This is a genomic window from Sandaracinus amylolyticus, assembly GCF_021631985.1.
GTDB classification, from domain to species: Bacteria; Myxococcota_A; Polyangia; order Polyangiales; family Sandaracinaceae; genus Sandaracinus; species Sandaracinus amylolyticus_A.
The window spans coordinates 9,282,510-9,300,728 of the sequence record NZ_CP070225.1; the positions used below are offsets into that span (position 1 = coordinate 9,282,510).

The 18,219-nt window shown below is 71.6% G+C and carries 17 protein-coding genes; 14 read left to right on the top strand and 3 right to left on the bottom strand.

Annotated features, from left to right (window positions below):
* The first annotated feature begins 14 nt into the window (after positions 1–14).
* A complete protein-coding gene (locus I5071_RS39505) occupies positions 15–3,308 on the top strand; it encodes a serine/threonine-protein kinase (protein WP_236518550.1) in 3,294 nt (1,097 codons plus the stop codon).
* Positions 3,309–3,526: 218 nt separating this feature from the next.
* On the opposite strand, the gene I5071_RS39510 is transcribed toward I5071_RS39505, so the two are convergent.
* Positions 3,527–4,048, bottom strand: a complete 522-nt coding sequence (locus tag I5071_RS39510; protein WP_236518551.1) for a hypothetical protein — start codon at positions 4,046–4,048, stop codon at positions 3,527–3,529.
* A 50-nt stretch (positions 4,049–4,098) separates the two neighbouring features.
* On the opposite strand from I5071_RS39510, the gene I5071_RS39515 reads away from it, so the two are divergent.
* The 8 genes from I5071_RS39515 (at position 4,099) to I5071_RS39550 (ending at position 12,008) form a co-directional block, all read left to right on the top strand.
* Positions 4,099–4,578: a hypothetical protein gene (locus tag I5071_RS39515; RefSeq protein WP_236518552.1), complete on the top strand. Its 480-nt coding sequence runs from the start codon at positions 4,099–4,101 to the stop codon at positions 4,576–4,578.
* Between the two features lie 158 nt (positions 4,579–4,736).
* Positions 4,737–5,426: a methyltransferase domain-containing protein gene (locus tag I5071_RS39520; RefSeq protein WP_236518553.1), complete on the top strand. Its 690-nt coding sequence runs from the start codon at positions 4,737–4,739 to the stop codon at positions 5,424–5,426.
* Complete coding sequence (locus tag I5071_RS39525) at positions 5,423–6,175, top strand: class I SAM-dependent methyltransferase (RefSeq protein ID WP_236518554.1); 753 nt, start codon at positions 5,423–5,425, stop codon at positions 6,173–6,175. Before I5071_RS39520 ends, I5071_RS39525 begins: the two co-directional genes overlap by 4 nt.
* A gap of 42 nt (positions 6,176–6,217) precedes the next feature.
* Positions 6,218–7,213, top strand: a complete 996-nt coding sequence (locus I5071_RS39530; protein WP_268921187.1) for a sigma-54 interaction domain-containing protein — start codon at positions 6,218–6,220, stop codon at positions 7,211–7,213.
* 57 nt (positions 7,214–7,270) lie between these two features.
* Complete coding sequence (locus I5071_RS39535; RefSeq protein ID WP_236518556.1) at positions 7,271–7,738, top strand: MarR family winged helix-turn-helix transcriptional regulator; 468 nt, start codon at positions 7,271–7,273, stop codon at positions 7,736–7,738.
* Between the two features lie 45 nt (positions 7,739–7,783).
* Positions 7,784–8,320, top strand: a complete 537-nt coding sequence (locus I5071_RS39540) for a carboxymuconolactone decarboxylase family protein (RefSeq protein ID WP_236518557.1) — start codon at positions 7,784–7,786, stop codon at positions 8,318–8,320.
* Between the two features lie 170 nt (positions 8,321–8,490).
* Positions 8,491–10,737, top strand: a complete 2,247-nt coding sequence (locus tag I5071_RS39545) for a TonB-dependent receptor domain-containing protein (RefSeq protein WP_236518558.1) — start codon at positions 8,491–8,493, stop codon at positions 10,735–10,737.
* A complete protein-coding gene (locus tag I5071_RS39550) occupies positions 10,734–12,008 on the top strand; it encodes an RCC1 domain-containing protein (RefSeq protein WP_236518559.1) in 1,275 nt (424 codons plus the stop codon). Before I5071_RS39545 ends, I5071_RS39550 begins: the two co-directional genes overlap by 4 nt.
* Here I5071_RS39550 and I5071_RS39555 read toward each other — a convergent pair whose 3' ends face one another.
* Together I5071_RS39555 and I5071_RS39560 are read right to left on the bottom strand one after the other, a co-directional pair.
* On the bottom strand, positions 12,009–12,506 hold the full coding sequence (locus tag I5071_RS39555; protein ID WP_236518560.1) for a hypothetical protein: 498 nt from the start codon (positions 12,504–12,506) through the stop codon (positions 12,009–12,011). It abuts the gene before it with no gap.
* A gap of 136 nt (positions 12,507–12,642) precedes the next feature.
* Positions 12,643–13,770, bottom strand: coding sequence for a GTP-binding protein (locus I5071_RS39560; RefSeq protein WP_236518561.1), 1,128 nt, complete (start codon positions 13,768–13,770; stop codon positions 12,643–12,645).
* A gap of 58 nt (positions 13,771–13,828) precedes the next feature.
* On the opposite strand from I5071_RS39560, the gene I5071_RS39565 reads away from it, so the two are divergent.
* The 5 genes from I5071_RS39565 to I5071_RS39585 all read left to right on the top strand — a co-directional run bounded on the left by I5071_RS39565 (position 13,829) and on the right by I5071_RS39585 (position 18,211).
* A complete protein-coding gene (locus I5071_RS39565) occupies positions 13,829–14,833 on the top strand; it encodes a DUF4388 domain-containing protein (protein WP_236518562.1) in 1,005 nt (334 codons plus the stop codon).
* A gap of 35 nt (positions 14,834–14,868) precedes the next feature.
* Positions 14,869–15,009 (top strand): hypothetical protein, encoded by a 141-nt coding sequence (locus I5071_RS39570; RefSeq protein WP_236518563.1) that lies wholly within the window; start codon positions 14,869–14,871, stop codon positions 15,007–15,009.
* Between the two features lie 109 nt (positions 15,010–15,118).
* A complete protein-coding gene (locus tag I5071_RS39575) occupies positions 15,119–16,162 on the top strand; it encodes a thiamine pyrophosphate-dependent dehydrogenase E1 component subunit alpha (RefSeq protein ID WP_236518564.1) in 1,044 nt (347 codons plus the stop codon).
* A 73-nt stretch (positions 16,163–16,235) separates the two neighbouring features.
* The gene (locus I5071_RS39580; protein WP_236518565.1) at positions 16,236–17,405 is read left to right on the top strand and encodes an alpha-ketoacid dehydrogenase subunit beta; all 1,170 of its coding nucleotides are present in this window, start codon (positions 16,236–16,238) and stop codon (positions 17,403–17,405) included.
* Positions 17,402–18,211, top strand: coding sequence for a hypothetical protein (locus I5071_RS39585; RefSeq protein WP_236518566.1), 810 nt, complete (start codon positions 17,402–17,404; stop codon positions 18,209–18,211). Before I5071_RS39580 ends, I5071_RS39585 begins: the two co-directional genes overlap by 4 nt.
* The last annotated feature ends 8 nt before the right edge of the window (positions 18,212–18,219 follow it).

An 18,219-nucleotide genomic window follows, 5' to 3' on the forward strand; every position in this document is an offset into this window, starting at 1 on the left:
CGGATCCCGACGCGATGCTACCCGCGGCGGTCCAAGAGGCGCTCTCCACGCTGACTGCGGCGCTCGCGGTCGATCCCGCGATCCAAGGCGCGCTCTACGCGCGCTGGCGCGCGAACGCGATGCCGGAGCCCGATCTGCCGCGCGAGGTCGGCGCGGCGGCGGACGTGCTCGATCGCGCGATGCCCGCGCTGACGCGCTCGCAGAACGGGCTCGCCGATCTCGGCGCGCTCTTCGGCGACCCCGCGGGCGCGATCGTGTTCACGTGGTGCGCGGCGGGCGCGGCCCGTCGTGACGCGCGCATGGCGCGTCTGCTCGCGAGCGCGGCGACGCGTCCCGAGCTCGCCTCGCGCGTCGCGGCCGCGGCGCGTGCGCGCGTCGTCGAGGGCCCGCTGCTCGACGCGCTCGCGTGCGCGCCGCTGCTCGGCACCGGCGATCGCTTCGCGCTGCCCGAGAACGCCGAGGCCGCGGCGCGCATGGAGATCCTGCTCTGGGAAGCGGGCGCGACCGCGCTCTCGCTGCCCGATCTCGGCGCGTGGATCTGGGCGACGCGCGAGACGTTCGAGGCGATCGTCGCGCGTCCCGCGCACGGCTCGCTGCGCGGTCGTGTGCTCGCGGCGCGCTGTCTCGAGGTGAGCGCGCGTGGCATCCCGGCGAACGTCGATCCCGAGCTCGTCGGTCGCACGCTGCAGGTGCTGCAGCCGCTCTTGCTGCATCCCGAGCCGCTGGTGTGGATCCACGCGTCGCGCGCGCTGGGTCGGCTCACGGGATCGATCGATCAGCTCGAGGGCACGCTGCTCGACTGGATGCGCGGCGAGTCGGTGCTGTTGCGGCAGCGCGCGCTCACCGCGTTCGCGTCGCTGCCGGCCGAGCGGCTCAAGGTGCTCGCGAGCGAGCTGGTGCACATCCTCGACTCGCCCGAGGAAGGCTGGGCGCTCGCTGCGGTCGCGGCCGCGACGCCGTACTTGTTCTTCGAGCGACGCGATCTCTGGGATCGCCTCGCGGCGCGCATCCTCGAGGGCGATGGGGGTGCGGTCGCGGCGCGCGCGCTCGCGCGCGGGCTCGGCACGTTGTGGCGGCGGGGGACGAACCAGAGCGCGATCGAGGCGCCGATGCGGCAGCTTCGCGAGATGGCGCGCCGCGCGCGCGCGAGCTCGCTCGACGAGCAGCGACGCTGGCTCGAGGTGATCGCGGTCACCGATCCCGTCGACGGTGCGGAGCGCGATCCGCTCGACCTCGAGCTCGGCCTCGAGAACCTCGTGCGCATCGCCGCGCAGTACGACGACGACGAGGCCGACGCGCGCGCCGCGCGCTTCGCGGGGTCGCTCGCCGCGACGTTCGCGGAGGCGAGCCGCATCGCGCTCGGGACGGACACCGTCCGTCATCGCGCCGCGGCGATCAACGCGCTCGAGGGATGCGCGCGCTCGCTCGCGCTGCGGCTCTGGGGCCCGCTGCTCGCGACGCGACCCGAGGGCGAGCACGTCGACGCGCCCGATCTCGAGGCGACGTGGACCACGATCGCGCGTGCGCCCGCGGAGATCCTCGATCTCTTGAAGGAGCGCGAGCGCACCGAGGACGATCTGCCGCTCGAGGTGCTCGCGGTCCGGCTCGGCGGCTACGCGCTCGATGCGTGCGGTGAGGACAGCGAGCTCGGTCCGGGCAGTGGTCCCACCGCGCACGGCACCTGTCGCTGGCTGCGCAAGGTGGAGGGGCTCGCCGATGGCGCGCGCGATCTGCCCGCGCCGCTCGAGGGCGCGCTGAGCGCGCTCTTCTGGCGCTTGGTCGACACGACGCGCGGCACCGCGCTCGGCGAGGTCGACGACGTGCGCTGGCTCGGTCCGTTCGCCGCGTGGTGGGCGCTGGTGATCGATCGTCCCGCGATGCTGCAGCAGCTCGCGCACGCGCTGCCGATGATGGCCGAGGGCGCGCTCGCACGATGCTGCGAGGAGGCCGAGGCGCTGCGCACCGCGGTCGCGTCGGGCGAGGCCGACGGCAAGTGGGGCGCGGCCGCGGCGGAAGCGCTCGCGTCGCTGCAGACCGACGACACCGAGCTCGCGCACGCGCTCGCAGGGCTCGCGCGTGGGCTCGAGAAGTTCGGCGTCGCCGCGGGCCCGAAGCCCGATCTCGAAGCGCTCTGCCTCGATCTCGTGATGAGCGCGGAGCGCCTCCAGGGCGCGCTCGCCGATCCCGTGAAGGCGCTGCACCCCGCGAGCGAGATGACCGCGGAGAGCTCGCTCTCGCGTGCCGCGACCGAGAATGCGCCGCGTGTGGCCGCGCTGGTGGCGCGGGCGATCCGCGCGCGCGAGCTCTCGATGCTCGAGGTGTGGTTCGCGTCGCTCGGCCCGGTCGCGTCGGCGCTGGTCGAGGGCGCGGTGAGCGGCGCGGTGCGTCGCTCGCCTCCGCCGCCGCCCGCGCCGAAGAAGAAAGAGCCGAAGATCATCGAGGGCTACGAGCTCGTGAAGCCGCTCGGCGAGGGCGGGATCGGCACCGTGTGGCTGGTGCGCAAGCCCGGCGCCGATCGCTTCTTCGTGCTCAAGATCCCGAAGGCCGACGCGCTCGCGGGCGCGAGCGACACCGAGCGCGAGGGCATCCTCGCGTCGTTCGTCGAGGAGGCGAAGGCGCTCGCCGGGCTCTATCACCCGAACGTCGCGAACATCATCGATCGCGGCGTCTCGGGCGCGGTGCCGTTCCTGGTGCTCGAGTACCTGATCGGCGCCGATCTGAAGCAGTACGCGACCGCGCGTCCGATGTCGCTCTTCGAGCTGCGCCAGGTCGTGGTCGAGTCGTGCGCGGGGCTCGCGGCGCTGCACGCGGCGGGGCTCGTCCATCGCGACATCAAGCCGGCGAACCTGTGGCTGCGACTGCCGCTCTCGGGCGGCGAGCGCTTCGAGGGGGACCGCCATCGCGATCCGGCGCGCGCACAGCCGCTCGCGACGGTGGTGATCGACTTCGGCATGGTGCGCGCGATGCGCGTGCCGCCCGACGTGGGTGGGAAATTCGTCGCGGGTACGCCGGGGTACATCGCCCCGGAGCAGGTGCTCGATCCGGTCGAGCTCGACGGGCGCGCCGACGTCTACGCGCTCGCGGGCACGATCTACAACGTCACGACCGGTCGCACGTTCTTCGACGATCTCGAGTCACCTCGCGACCGCATCATCGCGCACATGAACCGCGATCCCTTCGAGGACGGCGAGCGCCTGCGCGCGTATCCGGCCGCGATGGCGAAGCTGCTGCGCGCAGCGACCGCGATCTCGCCGAAGGATCGTCCCCACCCGATGGAGCTCGCGCGCGAGTTCGTCGCCGCGTTGTGAGCCCTACCGGAGTGCTCGTCCCGCAGGTCCCGGACGGGAGCGCGCGAAGCGCGCGGACGGTAGGGACCGGCGGGCGAGCCGATTTTCAGCAGTCGTCGAGTCCTTGCCGGAGTGCTCGTCCCGCAGGTCCCGGACGGGAGCGCGCGAAGCGCGCGGACGGTAGGGACCGGCGGGCGAGCCGGAGTGCTCGTCTCGGCGGGCGAGCCGATGTTCGACAGTCACTCGAAGCGCACGGTGAACGTCGCGTCGGGCGAGATCTGATCGCTGCCACCGAATGGGCCGCGATCGGTCTTGCGCCGTGCGGCCGCCAAGAGCGTCAGCGTGGTGAGCGAGGGCGCGCTGCCGAGCTCGATCGTGAAGCCGATCTCGCATGGGATCGTGCGCCCGGCGCAGAGCTCGCGGAGATCACCGCCGATCATCGCGAGCGCGAGATCGGTGGTGCCGTCCTCGCGGACGACCGTGTCGTCCGAGACGAGCTCGTCGAGCGCGGGATCGTCGGGCACCAGGGTCGCGCTCGCGATCCCTTCGGTGCGTCCACCCACGCCGACGAACAAGCCGGCGTCGGCATCGCGGATCGTGATCGCGTTCATCACGAGCAGGACGTGCCGAGCCCCGCCCGGCTCGAGCTGGAACATCCGGACGTCGCGCACCTCTTCGATGCGGAGCGGCTGACAAGACGCGATCAGCCAGCTCGACGCGGCGATCGCGAAGGACGTTGTGCCGAGCTGAGACCTTCGCATGTCGCGCATCGAGCGCAGCAGCACGCGTGCCATCGCGGCATACTGCGGACATGCCCGACGAGCGGCCTTATCGCGCGGCTCCGCCCGACGCGCGCCGGCTGGGATGGAACGAGACGCGCGCGGGGCGCGCGACCGAGCTCACGCGAGAGCGCCGTGCCGAGGCGACGTCGCGCGAGGTCGTGCCGATCGTGGTCGCGTCCACCGCGCTCGTGGTCGCGTTCGGTGCGCTCTCGATGGTCGCGCAGGGGCTCTCGATCGCGCTCGCCGCGGGCGTCGCGGCGACGTGGCCGCTCTCGGTCGAGCGCATCCACATCGACGAGCACGGGCTGGTGTGGCGCGATCGTCTGTTCGGATCGCGGCTGCGTCTCCCGCTCGAGCGCGTGCTGCCCCGGATCGTCGATCAAGAGGGCGAGCGCGCGCTCCTGATCGGCTCGGGCGGCAGCTGGCACCTGCTCGCGAGCGGCGATCCCGGCGACGTCGACGAGCTCGCGCGGCTCGTCGCGGCCGCGGTCGCGCGGGCTCGGAGCTGACCGCCGTCGCTCCGACGAATCGTCGTGTTCGTGGTGTCTCATCGGCTCTCACCACGACAATTCGTCGTGTCCGGCGATCCCACCCGCATCCGGGGCGCTCCGATGCCCGAGAACACGGGCGTTCTCACGTGGCACGCTTCGCGCTCTGCGGGCCGCCGATGAACGACATTCGCTCCGTGCTCAGCGAGGCCGAAGGCAGGATCGATCGTGCGGTCTCGGCGATCCTCGCCGCGCTCGAAGCCGGAGAGATCCCCGACGACGACGTCTTCGACGCGATCTACGCGCCGCGGTGGCGCGAGCTCTCGTACCAGCACTGGACGCCGATCGAGACCGCCGACGTCGCGGTCGCCTGGCTCACCAGCGGCGGCGCGCGTCGTGTGCTCGACGTGGGCGCGGGGGTCGGCAAGCTCTGCGTGTACGGCGCGCTCACGACGAACGACGTGGCCTTCGTCGGCGTCGAGCAGCGCGCCGATCTCGTCGAGGAGGCACGGCGCACCGCGGCGCGCCTCGGCGTCGAGGATCGCGTCGAGATCCGTCACGGCACGCTCGACGACGTCGATCCCGCCGAGTTCGACGCCCTCTATCTCTACAATCCGTTCGCCGAGAACCTGGGCGCCGACGACACCGAGATCATCGACTCGAGCGTGCCGCTGACGTTCGATCGATTCCGTCGCGACGTCTCGCTCGTCGAGCGCTGGCTCGGCGCTGCCTCGATCGGGACGCGCCTGGTCACGCTGCACGGGTTCGGCGGGCACGTGCCCGACAGCTTCCGGCTCGTGGCCTCGCAGCGCGACGGCTGGGACGCGCTGCGGGCGTGGGAGAAACACGCGCCCGCGAGGCGACGGTGACGCCGGACGAGCTCGCGCGCGCGCTCCGGCGCGGGTGCCCGGTCGACGACGACGAGTTCGACCGGCTCTTGATCGAGCGCTACCGGTGCGTCGCAGCGCGCTACTTCACGCCCATCGCGGTCGCGGCGAGGGCGGCTCACGTGCTCGAGTCGTACGGCGTGCGCACCGTGCTCGACGTCGGCTCGGGGGTCGGGAAGCTCTGCATCGTCGCGGCGCTCGGGAGCGACCTCGAGCTGACCGGGATCGAGCAGCGAGCGCCGATGGTGCTCGAGTCGCGTCGCCTCGCCGCGCGCTTCGGTGTGTCGCACCGAGCGCGCTTCGAGCGCGGCACGATCGAAGCGATCGATCTCGCGGCGTTCGATGCGCTCTACGTGTTCAACTCGTTCGCGGAGAACGTCTTTCCCGTGAGCGAGCGGCTCGATGCGACGGTCGAGCTCTCCGCGACGCGCATGGCGCGCGACCTCGCGATCGTCGAGCGCGCCCTCGAGCGCATGCCGCTCGCGGGATCGTTGCTCACCTACCACGGGTTCGGCGGCGAGATCCCCGACACGTTCGACTGCGTCCACGAGGAGACGGCGGGGACCGACGTGCTGCGGCTGTGGTCCAAGCGACGCACGAGGCCCGGCGGTGCGCGGTGGATCGAGGTCGGCGACGAATGGATGCTCTGCGACGAGAGCGCGGCGGTGCGAGCACGCGCGCTGGCCCGGACGAGGTTCGAGATCGTCGTCCGGGAGCAGGACGAAGGATGACCGCGGCGTGCGAGTCGCGACGGAAAGTGGCACGTCACCGGCGTGCCGCGTGCGAGCTCACGACATTCTGACGTAGCTCCCGAGCTGGTCGCGCGCTCCGCGGCGATGCGGCGGCTCGATGGGATCCTGAGGACCGTCGCGGGCAAGGACGTGGTGATCTCGCTCGTCGGCGAGAGCGGCACCGGCAAGGAGGTGCTGGCGCGCCGCGCGCACGAGCTCTCGCCGCGCCGGGCCGGACCCTTCGTTCCGATCAACTGTGCGGCGATCCCCGAGGGGCTCTTCGAGAGCGAGCTCTTCGGGCACGAGCGCGGCGCGTTCACCGGCGCGCGAGAGCGCGCGAAGGGCAAGATCGAGGCGGCGATCGGCGGGACGCTCTTCCTCGACGAGCTCGGGGAGATGCCGCTCGCGATGCAGTCGAAGCTGCTCCGCTTCCTCGAGCACCGGCGCTTCATGCGCGTGGGAGGCCACACCAAGCTCGAGGCCGACGTGCGGCTGGTCTGTGCGACGCTGCGTCCGCTCGAGGACGACGTGAGGGAGGGGCGCTTTCGCGCCGACCTCTTCTATCGCATCCAGGGCATCAGCCTCGAGGTGCCGCCGCTGCGCGAGCGGCCGGCCGACATCCCGCCGCTGATCGAGCACTTCGTCGCGCGCGCGGCCGCGCGCCACCGCATCGCGCCGCCGCGCCTGCCGCGCTCGGTGCGCGTCGCGCTCATGGCGCACTCGTGGCCGGGCAACGCGCGCGAGCTGCGCAACGTGATCGAGATGCTCTGCCTGCTCCGCTCCGGGAAGGACGCGCGGGTGCACGATCTGCCGCCCTCGGTGCGAGCCTCGCTCGACTCACGCGGAGACGCGCCGACCCGGATCACGCTCTCGCTCGATCAGCCGCTCGACACGATGATCGAAGGGCTGATCGACGCGGTGCTCGCGCTCGAAGGCGGCAACCGAACGCGGGCCGCGCAGCGGCTCGGGATCAGCGTGCGCACCATCCAACGCCACCTCGGCTCGGGCCGCGCGCCGGCAGCCCGCTCGCGGTCGTGATCGATCGTCGTCGCGTGTTGCATTGACAATATCGCGCGCCGCGATCATATCGAGGGCGTGCACGATCAGTTCACGTCGGACGGGATCGTCCTGGACAACGCGCTCGCGTACTGGATCCACCGCGTCTATCAGGCGACGCGCAACGCGACGTTCGCGGTGCTGCGCATCGACGACGAGGAGATCACGCCCGAGCAGTGGATCGTGCTGGTGCGCCTCTGGGAGTCCGACGGGCGCACCCAGACCGAGCTCGGCACGTCGACGTACCGCGATCGACCGACGATGAGCCGCATCCTCGCGGGGATGGAGCGGCGCGAGCTGATCCGCCGCAAGACCGATCCCGAGAACGCGCGGGTGTGGCGGGTGTACCTCACGCCGCGCGCGAAGAAGCTGAAGGGCGAGCTGGTGCCGCGGGTGCGCGATCTCGTCGCGCGCTCGGTCCGCGGCATCCCGAAGCACGACCTCGAGGTCACGCGCGCGACGCTGCAGAAGATGTTCGCGAACCTCGACGCGGACGCGGGGCCGTGATGCCGCGTTCAATATGTTGCATCGACAATATCGAAGGAGAACGACATGGAATTCCGTGATCACACGATCGAGTCCGCGCCCGAGGCCGCGCGCGCGATCCTGAAGGCGACCGCGGGCCACGCGGGCTTCGTCCCGGTCGCGATGGCGCGCCAGGCCGAGGCGCCGCTGATGCTCGAGTCGTTCATGCGGCTCCAGCAGACGTGGCGCGCGACCAGCCTCGACGAGCTCTCGCGCGAGGTCGTCGCGTTCGTGGTCGCGCACGAGGTCGGGTGCGAGCTCTGCGACGCGTTCCACGCCGCGCTGCTGACCCAGCTCGGCAAGACCGACCTTCTTCGTGAGATCCGCAGCGGCGCGCCGCTGAGCGACGCGCGGCTCGAGGCAGTGCGGCGCTTCACCAAGGCCGTGCTCGCGACGCGCGGCGAGGTCGGCGACGACGAGCTCGCGCGCTTCGCGGCGGCGGGCTTCGACGCGCGGGCCGCGCTCGAGGTGGTGCTCGGCGTCTCGATCTACCTGCTCTCGACCTACGCGAACCGCCTCGTCCGCGCGCCGGTCGACGCGCCGCTCGCGCAGTTCGCGCGGTGATGCGCGCCCTCGGGGTGGGGACCTGATGTTGGAGTCTTCCACCTCGAGGTCGGATGCCAGGGAATCGAGCCCCTCGGCTCGGACGTCGATGCGGCGCTCGATTCCCGTGCGCGCGTGCGCACAGTCGTTGTCCGTCCCGAATGCGCTCTCCTGCTCCCGCTCGCGTCCTGGTGTGTCTCGCGATCTTCGTCGCGGGGCGCGCGCACGCGCAGGAGCTCACGCCACCTTCGATCGCGCAGCTCGAGCCATTGCCGGCGCACCACCAGAGCGAGCTCTCGATCGAAGCGATCGTCGATGTCGACGGTCTCGCGGCGCTCGCGTCGTGCGACGCGACGCTCGCGCTCTGCGAGGCCGCGCACGTCGCGCTCGATCGCTCGCGCTTCGTGCCCGCGCTGCGCGACGGAGCGCCGATCGCATCGCGGGTGCGCATCCGTTGGGATCCCGTCGTCGACCCGCCCGCGCTCCCGGTCGAAGACGACGTCGCGCGCCTGGTGCGCCGCGCGGGCGAGCCTCCGCCGTTCCGCGCTCGTGCGCAGATCTCGCCGGTCGCGCCGGCGGTGCGGCGGCTCGAGCTGATCGAGGCGCGCGATGCCCCGGGCTCGATGGGCGATCCCCTGCGCGCGATCGAGTCGCTCCCCGGCGTCGTGCCGATCGCGAACGGTGTGCCCTACGCGTTCATCCGCGGCTCACCGCCCGCGGGGACGCTCTACGTCTACGACGGCATCCCGATGCCGCAGCTCTTCCACCTCGCGCTCGGGCCCGCGGTGGTGCATCCGCGCATGCTCGGCGCGATCGAGCTCCACGCGGGCGCGGCGCCGGCGCGCTGGGGGCGTCACATCGGCGGCGTCATCCTCGCGGAGGGCCCCGACGATCGGGCGCCGCTCGATCGCACCCACGGCGAGATCGAGGTGCGCCTGCTCGACGTGAGCGGCTACGTCGAGACGCCGCTGCCCGGCGGTGGTCGCTTCGCCGGTGCGCTGCGCGTCGGATGGAGCTCGCTGATCGCCGCCGCGTTCGTGCCCGGGCTCGAGCTCGGGTTCGGCGACTACCAGCTGCGCGCGACGGTGCCGCTCGACGCGCACGACGACGTGCAGGTCGTCGCGCTCGGCTCCTACGATCGATTCGCGTACAGCAGCGAGGCGGGTCGCGCGACGAACGCCGAGATCCAGTTCCATCGCGCCGAGGTGCGCATCCGCCGTCGCGCCGGCGCGTTCTCGGGCCTCGCCGCGCTGCGCGCGGGGTGGGACCGCACCGACTACTTCGGCGGGCTCGAGCACGCGACCCGCGCCGAGACCGGTCACGTCGCGGCGCGCGTCGAGGGCGGGCTGCACGACCGCTTCTTCACGTGGCGCGCCGGCGGTGACGTGCTCGCGAGCTTCGGTCGCAACCCCGAGGTCGGTCTGCGCAACGACTGGAACCCGCAGATCCAGGACGCGCTCACGCGCAGCACCGCCGCGCTGTGGACCGAGCTCACGCTGCGTCTCCTGCCCGAGCTCACGATCGACGTGGGCGGGCGCTTCGACACCTGGATCTTCGCGCAGCGGCTCGAGGGCGCGATCGATCCCCGGGTGCGCGTCGCGTGGCGCGTGATCCCCGAGCTCACGCTGCACGTCGGCGCGGGCGTCGCGCGCCAGCCACCGACGTACTACCTGCCGGTCCCCGGCACCAACGATCTCGTCCTCGCGCCGGGCCTCCAGACCGCGATGCAGCTCGACGGCGGCGCGACCTTCGAGCTCGGATCGTTCCGCGCGGAGCTGCAGCTCTTCGTGCATCGCTACGAGGACCTCGTGTTCTCCGACTTCCTCACGCTCCTCGACGATCGCGGCGCGTGCGACCCGCTGCTCGAGGGCCCCGAGGGCGCGTTCTGTCCGCCGCCCTCGCTCGTGCCGCGCACCAACGGGCTCTCGTGGGGCGGCGAGGCGCTCGTCGCGATCGCGCCGCGCGAGCGGGTGTCGGGATGGATCTCGTACACGCTCTCGTGGAGCGAGCTCGATCCGATCTCGTTCGGTGGCCCGTGGGAGCTCGCGATGCGACCGAGCTACGACGTGCGGCACGTGCTCAACGCGATCGCGCGCTGGGAGATCGTGCCCGGTCTCAGCGTCGGCGCGCGCGTGCACTTCCGCAGCGGAGGGCCGCGTGGGTTCGCCTACCGCGACTTCTCGACGGTCCCTTCGTTCTTCCAGCGCGTCGAGCGCGAGGTCACGCCCTTCGCGCGGCTCGACGCGTCGATCGCGTACGTGTGGAACGCGGGATGGGCCCGCCTGCGCGTCTCGATCGAGTGGCTCAACGTGACGTTCTCGCAGGAGGCGATCGCGCTCACCTGCGCCGTCGACCCCAACGGGATCCCGACATCGTGCAACACCGATCGCGCGCCGCCGATCGTCGCGCCCAACCTCGGACTGAGGATCGATCTGTGAGCCGCACGCGCGTGACCTGCTTCGTGGTGATCGCGATCGCGCTCGCATCGTGCGAGGGCACGTCGTTCCGCTGCGATCCGACGCCGAGCTGGTCGTACGAGCCATCCGACGGAGGCGACGGGTGGCCGCGTCCTCGCGCGCCCTCGGAGTGCGATGCGGACTTCTGTCTGTTCAGGGCGCCCGTCGCCGGCGCACGGCACACGTGCACGGCCGCCGAGTCCGGCGAGGTGTTCTGTTGGGGCTCCAACGATCGCGGCCAGGTCGCGCCGGATGCTCCGGAGCGGGAGCTCGCGCCGCGTCGTGTCCTCGGGATCTCGGATCGACCTCGCACGCCTGCGCTCGGCGCCGCTCACACCTGCGTCGGAGACGCGCTCGAGATCGCCTGTTGGGGCGAGCCTCGCGTCGTCGGCGGCTCGCCGGGCGAGGTCGTCGTGCGCACCGAGCTCGGGCTCGGGCTCACGGCGGGCGCGCTCCACACGTGCTCGCCGCGCTTCGTCGATTCCATGATCGAGGCGACGTACTGCTTCGGCGCATGGGACGGTCGAGATCCCGCGGCGGGCCCCGCGCTCGATCCACCACGGCGCTTCGAGGGGATCGCGATGATCGCCGGAGGGATGCGCAGCTGCGGCGTGGCGCGCGGCACGCGGACGATCGAGTGCTGGGGGAGCGCACCGCCGGGCGGTCGTCTCGAGCCCGGCCCGTGGACCGAAGGCTCGATCGCGATCGAGATCCCGACGACGTTCTCGTTCGAAGTGGTGATCGGTCAGGAGCACTCGTGCCTGCGCGACGGCTCGACGCTGCGCTGTTGGGGCCGCGGTGATCGCGGCCAGCTCGGTGACGGGCTCGCGCGCGATCACGATGCACCGACCGCGGTGATCGGGCTGCCGGATCGTCCGGTGCGATCGGTGTGCGTCGGCGGCGGCGGTGCGCTCGAGATCGACGACGACGGAGCGCTCGCGGTGCCGCCTGCGCCGGGCTTCACCTGCGCGTCGGTGCTCGACGCGGTGTGGTGCTGGGGCGCGAACGATCGCGGTCAGCTCGGCGACGGAACGCTCGAGGATCGCACCACCCCGGTGCGCGTCCTCGACGTCGACGACGCGGGCTCGATCGCCTGCGGCGAAGCGCACGCGTGCGTCTCGCTCTTCGATCGTGTGCTGTGCTGGGGCGACAACCGCTTCGGTCAGCTCGGCGTGCCCTCGGGCGAGCTGGATCACGCGCTGCGACCGATCGAGGTCCCGTTCTTCCCCGAGCCGCTCGAGCGCGACGAGTGATCAGCGGCGACGGGGCACGCACACCGACGTCGCTTCCGCGACGCGCGGCTCGAGCGCACCGAGCACGACCTCGCGCAGCACGCGCCCGCGCCGCGTCGTGAAGTCGAAGTACGCGGTGCGATGCCCGCGGTTCACCACGACCTGACACACCACGTCGACGAGCGGATCGTCGCTGCTCGCACGCAGGTGCGCGAGCACCGGCGAGCCCGCGGCGCGCAGCTTCCACGCGTTCACGAGCCCGAACACGCCGATCCCGCCGCCGCACACGACCATGATCACCACGACCCAGATCGGGATGTCGGCGGCGCGCTGCAGGAACGGGCTCCACGTCACGCTCAGCGCCGCGCTCGCCGCGATCTTCATCGCCGGGAACGCGAGCCCGATCGCGAGGAACACGAGCCCGGTGATCGCGCTCGTGCGGCTCGTGGCGCGGTGGGCTTCGTCGAGGATCGCCAGGTCGCGCAGCTGTCGCGCGACGAGCTCGTGGTCGTGGCTCACCGCGGACCTTACGCGCGTCGCCGCGCTTCCTTCCGCGCTCAGTCCAGCTGGAGTGCTCGCTCGCGCAGGGCCCGCACGGGAGCGTGCGGAGCACGTGGGCGGGAGGGCCCTGAGCGGGCGAGCCGATCTTGGATTCTCAGATCGCCTGGGCCTTCAGCTTCGCCGAGATGAGCATGTAGAGCGCGAAGAGCGCGTCCTTGTCGCTCACCGCGCTCTCCGGCATCAGCACGAGGCGACAGAAGCGCAGGTACTCGCGCCCGTCGAGCCCGAGCAGGCCCGCCTTCGCCATCGGGCTCTCGTTCGCGAGCGTGCCAGGCAGCGACTCGAGCAGTCGCGCCAATGCGCGCGCCGAGAGCTCGAGCGCGTGCTTGTGCGAGCCCTGCCGGATCGCGTCCTCGATCTCCACCACCGTCGCGGTGTCCGCGCCCTCCCAGAGCGGCGCGAACGAGATGCCGACGTCGGGCGACGCGATCGGCGGAGGCACCGCGGTCTTCGCCGCGCGCACCACGTCGGTCGACTCGTTGAGCGTGAACGCCTCGTGCTCGCCCGAGTCCACGATGCGCTGCAGCTCCGCGACGATCCCGCCCGCCATGCCACGGGGGCGCACCGACTGCATCGCCGCCGCTTCGGGCGAGGGCGGCAGGTGCTCGGCCGGCGTCTCGCGCGGCGCGCTCTTCGGCAGCTCGTTCCACAGCGAGCGCACCACGAGCCCCGAGATGTCGCGCAGCGCCTCGAGCACGCCCACGCCCGCGTTCGCCGCGGTCTCGTGCTCGGGCGCGCCGAGCGCGTTGAGGTCCGCGCGCATCTGCTCGACCGACATCAGGTCCGGCAGGTCGCGTTTGTTGTACTGCACGACGAACGGGAACCGCGCGAGGTCGATCCCCATCTCCTCGAGGTTCTGCTGCAGGTTCTCGAACGACTGCAGGTTCGAGTCGCGCGCCGCGCGCTGCGAGTCCGCGACGAACACCACGCCGTCGGCGCCGTTCAGCACGAGCCGTCGCGTCGCCTCGTAGAACACCTGACCGGGCACCGTGTAGAGCTGGAAGCGCACTCCCATGCCCTGCACCTGGTTCACCGTGATCGGCAGGAAATCGAAGAAGATCGTGCGGTCGCCCTCGGTCGCCAGCGTGAGCAGCTGACCGCGCCGCTCGGGTCGCACCGCGTCGTAGATCGCCTTCAGCGTCGTCGTCTTTCCCGACAGACCGGGCCCGTAATAGACGATCTTCGCGGAGATCTCGCGAGCGAGCGGATTGATCAAGGACACGACGCGACGAACGTTATCAGATCAGCCGTCCCCTTCGTGATAGGTTGTCGACCTTCGAATGCTGCGCGGTGATCTCGCGACGATGCCGCTGACCGACGTGCTCCAGTGGGCCGAGGCGGCGCGGCGGAACGTACGGATCGAGATCGAGCGCGAGAGCGGGCTCGGCGCGTGGATGATCACCCACGAGCGCGAGGTCGTCGCGAGCTCGATGCCCACGGTGCGCGGCGTGCTCGCGTCCGACGGAACGCCCGACGCACCGGGCCCGGGGTTGCGCGCCGCGGCGATCGAGTCGCTGCTCGATCTCTTCCTCGAGACCCAGGGCCGCTTCACGCTCCGCGACGTCTCGGATCTCACGACGACCGCGTCCGACGCGGTGAAGCTCGCGGTGCCGCTCGGCTTCCTCGTGATGGAAGGCCTGCGCCAGCTCGACGAGTGGCCGCGCCTCGCGTCGACGTACCCCGACGACGCTGCACGCCTGCGCGCGATCGGCACCGCGCCCGACGACGAGCTCGGCGCGGTGCAGTCGGCGATCCTCGAGCAAGCACGTCGTCCGTTCGGCTCGGGCACGCCCACGCTCGCCGAGATGCAGCTCGTGCTCGGGCTCTCGCGCACCGCGCTGCTGCGGCGCGTCGACGAGCTGCGCGCGATCGGCTGCGTCGAGGTCGAGGGCGCGCTGCCCGGCGCACGTGATCTCGCGGCGACCCTGATCGATCAGGCCGCGGTGCTGGTGCGCGAGGAGCAGTTCGCCGAGGCCGCGCACGTGCTGCGCTCGCTGCTCGCGAGCAGCCCCGCCGACACGCGGGTGCGACGCCTGCTCGAGCAGACCGAGCGCGCCCACCTCGCGGCCTGTTATGCGCAGCTCGCGAAGACCGACGTGGTGCGCATCGCCCGCCCGCCCTCCGCCGCGATCCCGAGCGCGGATCAGGCGCTGCTCGACGCGCTCGCACAGAAGCCGCGCAGCGTGGCGGCGCTCACGCTGCTCTCGCCGCTGCGCGAGCTCGAGACGCTGCTCGCGCTGATTCGCTTGCGCAAGAAGGGCATCGTCGAGGTCTCGCCCGCCTAGCTCGCGAGCACGCAGTGCCTAGATGATCGCGCAGGGTGGCGATCGACACGACGACGACGCACTGCGTCGCGATCCGTAACGGCACTCGTTCCGTCCTGTTTCGTGACGCGCACGACGCGGTGCGGCGTGAGGCGCGTCAATGTTTCTCGACGGACGAGGCCGGAAATGCGTGGTAGAGGTCGACGTATGGCGGACTTCAGCCACACGTCTCCGAGCGGCTTTCCTGCGCCATTCGCTACGCTACGTGCACGCGCAGAGCCGCTCCCCGCGGAGCTCCTGTTGCGCATGCACGAGCGCATGGTCGAGGCGCGCTGTCTCGAGGAGCGCCTCATCCGCATGCAGCGTGGAGGGGACGGCTACTTCTGGATCGGCGGGCCCGGCGAAGAGGCGTTCAACGTCGCGCTCGGCCTGCTCGCGAAGAAGGGCCAGGGTCTCGATCACGACTACCTGCATCTGCACTATCGCTCGAGCGCGACGCTGCTCGCGATGGGCGCCGATCCGGTGGACGCGCTCCGGCAGATGAAGAGCGTCGCGACCGATCCCTACTCGGGCGGTCGCAACTTCTGCGGTCACTACAGCAAGCGCGAGTGGAACGTCGCGCCGATCACCTCGCCGATCGAAGTGCAGTACGCGACCGCGATCGGCACCGCGATTGCGCAGAAGCGCGCGGGCGGCGAGGGCATCACGATCGTGCAGGGCGGCGACGCGGGCACGGCCGAGGGCGACTTCGCGAGCTGCCTCGTCTGGGCGTCGCGCCCGGGCTTCGAGCTCCCGATGCTGATCATCGTGACCAACAACGGCTGGGGCATCTCCACGCCGGGCCACGAGCAGCACGGCGAGCAGCGCATCGCGGATCGCGGCAAGGCGTTCGGGATGCGCACCGCGACGATCGACGGCAACGACGCGGAGAGCGCGTACCGCGGCCTCGAGGAAGCGATGCGCTACGTGCGTCGCGAGCGGAAGCCGTTCCTCCTCGAGGCGTACGTCTCGCGTCTCTACGGTCACTCGAGCTCGAGCGGCTCGAACTACGTCGAGACCGAGTTCGACTGCGTCACCGAGATCGAGAAGAAGCTCGTCGCGCGCCACCTGCGCACCAGCGACGAGTGCGACTCGCTGCGCGCCGAGTACGAGCAGTTCCTCCTCGAGGCGGCGAAGACGGTCTCGCTCGAGCCGAAGCCCGAGCCGGCGTCGGTCTGGGAGCACGTCTTCACGGATCGCGACATCGTCGGCGAGGGCGCCCGCAAGGTGCCCCACGACAATCGCCTCTGGAAGGCTCCGGCATGCTCGTTCCCGACGACCAAGGCGTCGAAGAGCGGCAGCGCTTCCTGACGTGATCGCGAACGACCACCAGTGAACCGAACGGGGCCCGAGAGGGCCCCGTCGTGCATCGAGAGAATCAGCGATGGCAACGATGGTCCAGGCAGTCCGTCTCGCGCTGCACGTCGGCGAGACGAAGCTCGGCGTGACCGACATCTTCGGCGAGGACGTGGGCCCGCCGCTCGGCGGCGTGTTCACCGCGACGCAGGGCCTGCGCACCGCGTGGAACTCGCCGCTCGACGAGCGCGGCATCGTGGGCGCCGCGATGGGCCTCGCGATGGCGGGCCAGAAGCCGGTCGCCGAGATCCAGTTCTGCGACTACGCGTTCAACACGATCGACCTGCTGAAGCTCGCGGGCAACACGCTGTGGTCGAGCAACGGCGACTGGAACGTGCCCCTCGTGCTGATGACGCCGGTGGGCGCGGGCATCCACGGCAGCCTCTACCACTCGCATTCGCTCGACGCGCAGGCGACGCGCATCCCGGGCTGGAAGATCGTGATGCCGAGCAACCCGCGCGACGCGTACGGGCTGATGCTCTCGGCGATCCAGGATCCGAACCCGGTCATGGTGCTGATCCCGAAGGCGCTCATGCGCGTGAAGGCCGCGGGGCCCGACGAGATGATCCCCGGTGAGCCCGAGGACCCGCGCGCGCTCGGGAAGATGATCGACGCACCGATCGGCCAGCGCGAGGGCTGGGAGCCCGAGTGGCCCGAGACCGCGCTCGAATTCGTGCCGATCGGCGCGGCGAAGACGGTGCGCCGCGGCGAGCACGTCACGGTGGTGACCTACGGGCGCATGGTCGGTGTCGCGAAGCGCGCGGCGGACGTGCTGTCGCGCGAGGACATCGACGTCGAGCTGATCGACCTGCGCTCGCTGCATCCCTACGACTGGCCGGCGATCGCGGAGTCGGTCGCGCGCACCGGGCGCGCGGTCTTCGTCAACGAGGACACGGAGATCACGAACTTCGGCGAGCACCTCATCCGCCGCTGCGTCGAGGAGCTCTGGGACTCGCTGCGCGCGCCGCCGATCCTCGAGGCGGGCAAGCACCTGCCGGGCGTCGGTCTCGCGGAGCCGCTCGAGGCGGCGACGATCCCCGGGCTCGGCTCGGTGACCGACGCGATCCGTCGCTGCGTGCGCCAGCCCGATCGTCGCGTGGGCAACTCGCGCCCGCGCCGCGACTTCGCGTTCACGTGGACCGGTGAAGCGCCGGTCGGTCCCTTCGACGCGTACGAGCGCGCGTTCCGGCATCGATGAGCCAGTACGGGCTCGCGGCGCGTTGCCCGGCGTGTGGCGCGGCGCGGCTCGAAGAAGCGAGCGCAGAGCTCGTGCGCTGCCAGGTGTGCGGCGCGATGCTCGATCGCCATCTGCGCCCGCTGCCGCCGATCCACGGCGCGGGCGCGCCGATGCCGCGCGCGCCCGAGGTCGTCGACGAGGCGGAGCAGACCTGGGTCAGGCTCGACGCGAGCGAAGAGATCCCGACCGACCCGCGCGCGCAGCAGCACTTCGAGCAGCCCATGCATCCACGCATGGCGGAGCCCGCGAGCCATGCATCCATGCATGACCCTCCGCAGCGCGGCTCGTTCGCCCCGCCGCCTCCGCCGGTCGCCGGTGCGTTCGCCGCGCCGCCTCCGAAGGACGCGTTCGATCGCGACGCGCAGAAGCGACCGTGGTCGCGCGCGGTGGGCGATGGGGGCCCGCCGCACGGGCTCGATCTGCTCGTCCTGATCCTGGCGGGCCTCGACATCCTCTCGATCGGGCTCTGGGCTCGATCGAACGCGCCGATCGCCGGCTGCTACATGATCCCGCTCGGGGTCTCGCTGCTCATCGTCTACTTCTTCTGGGCCGGGAAGAACTGGGCGCGCTTCCTCCTCATGACGGGGGCGCTGATGGAGCTCGTGATGGGCGGCATCGCGTTCGCGGTGGTGCGCCGCCACATGACCGGGCCCGAGATGCTCTCGCTCGGGGCGCGCGTGGCGTTCGACGTGTACTTCCTCTGGTTCTGCGTGCGCCCCGACACCGTGTCGTACTTCGAGCGACGCTCGGGGCGCCCCAAGCGATAGCCGCGTGC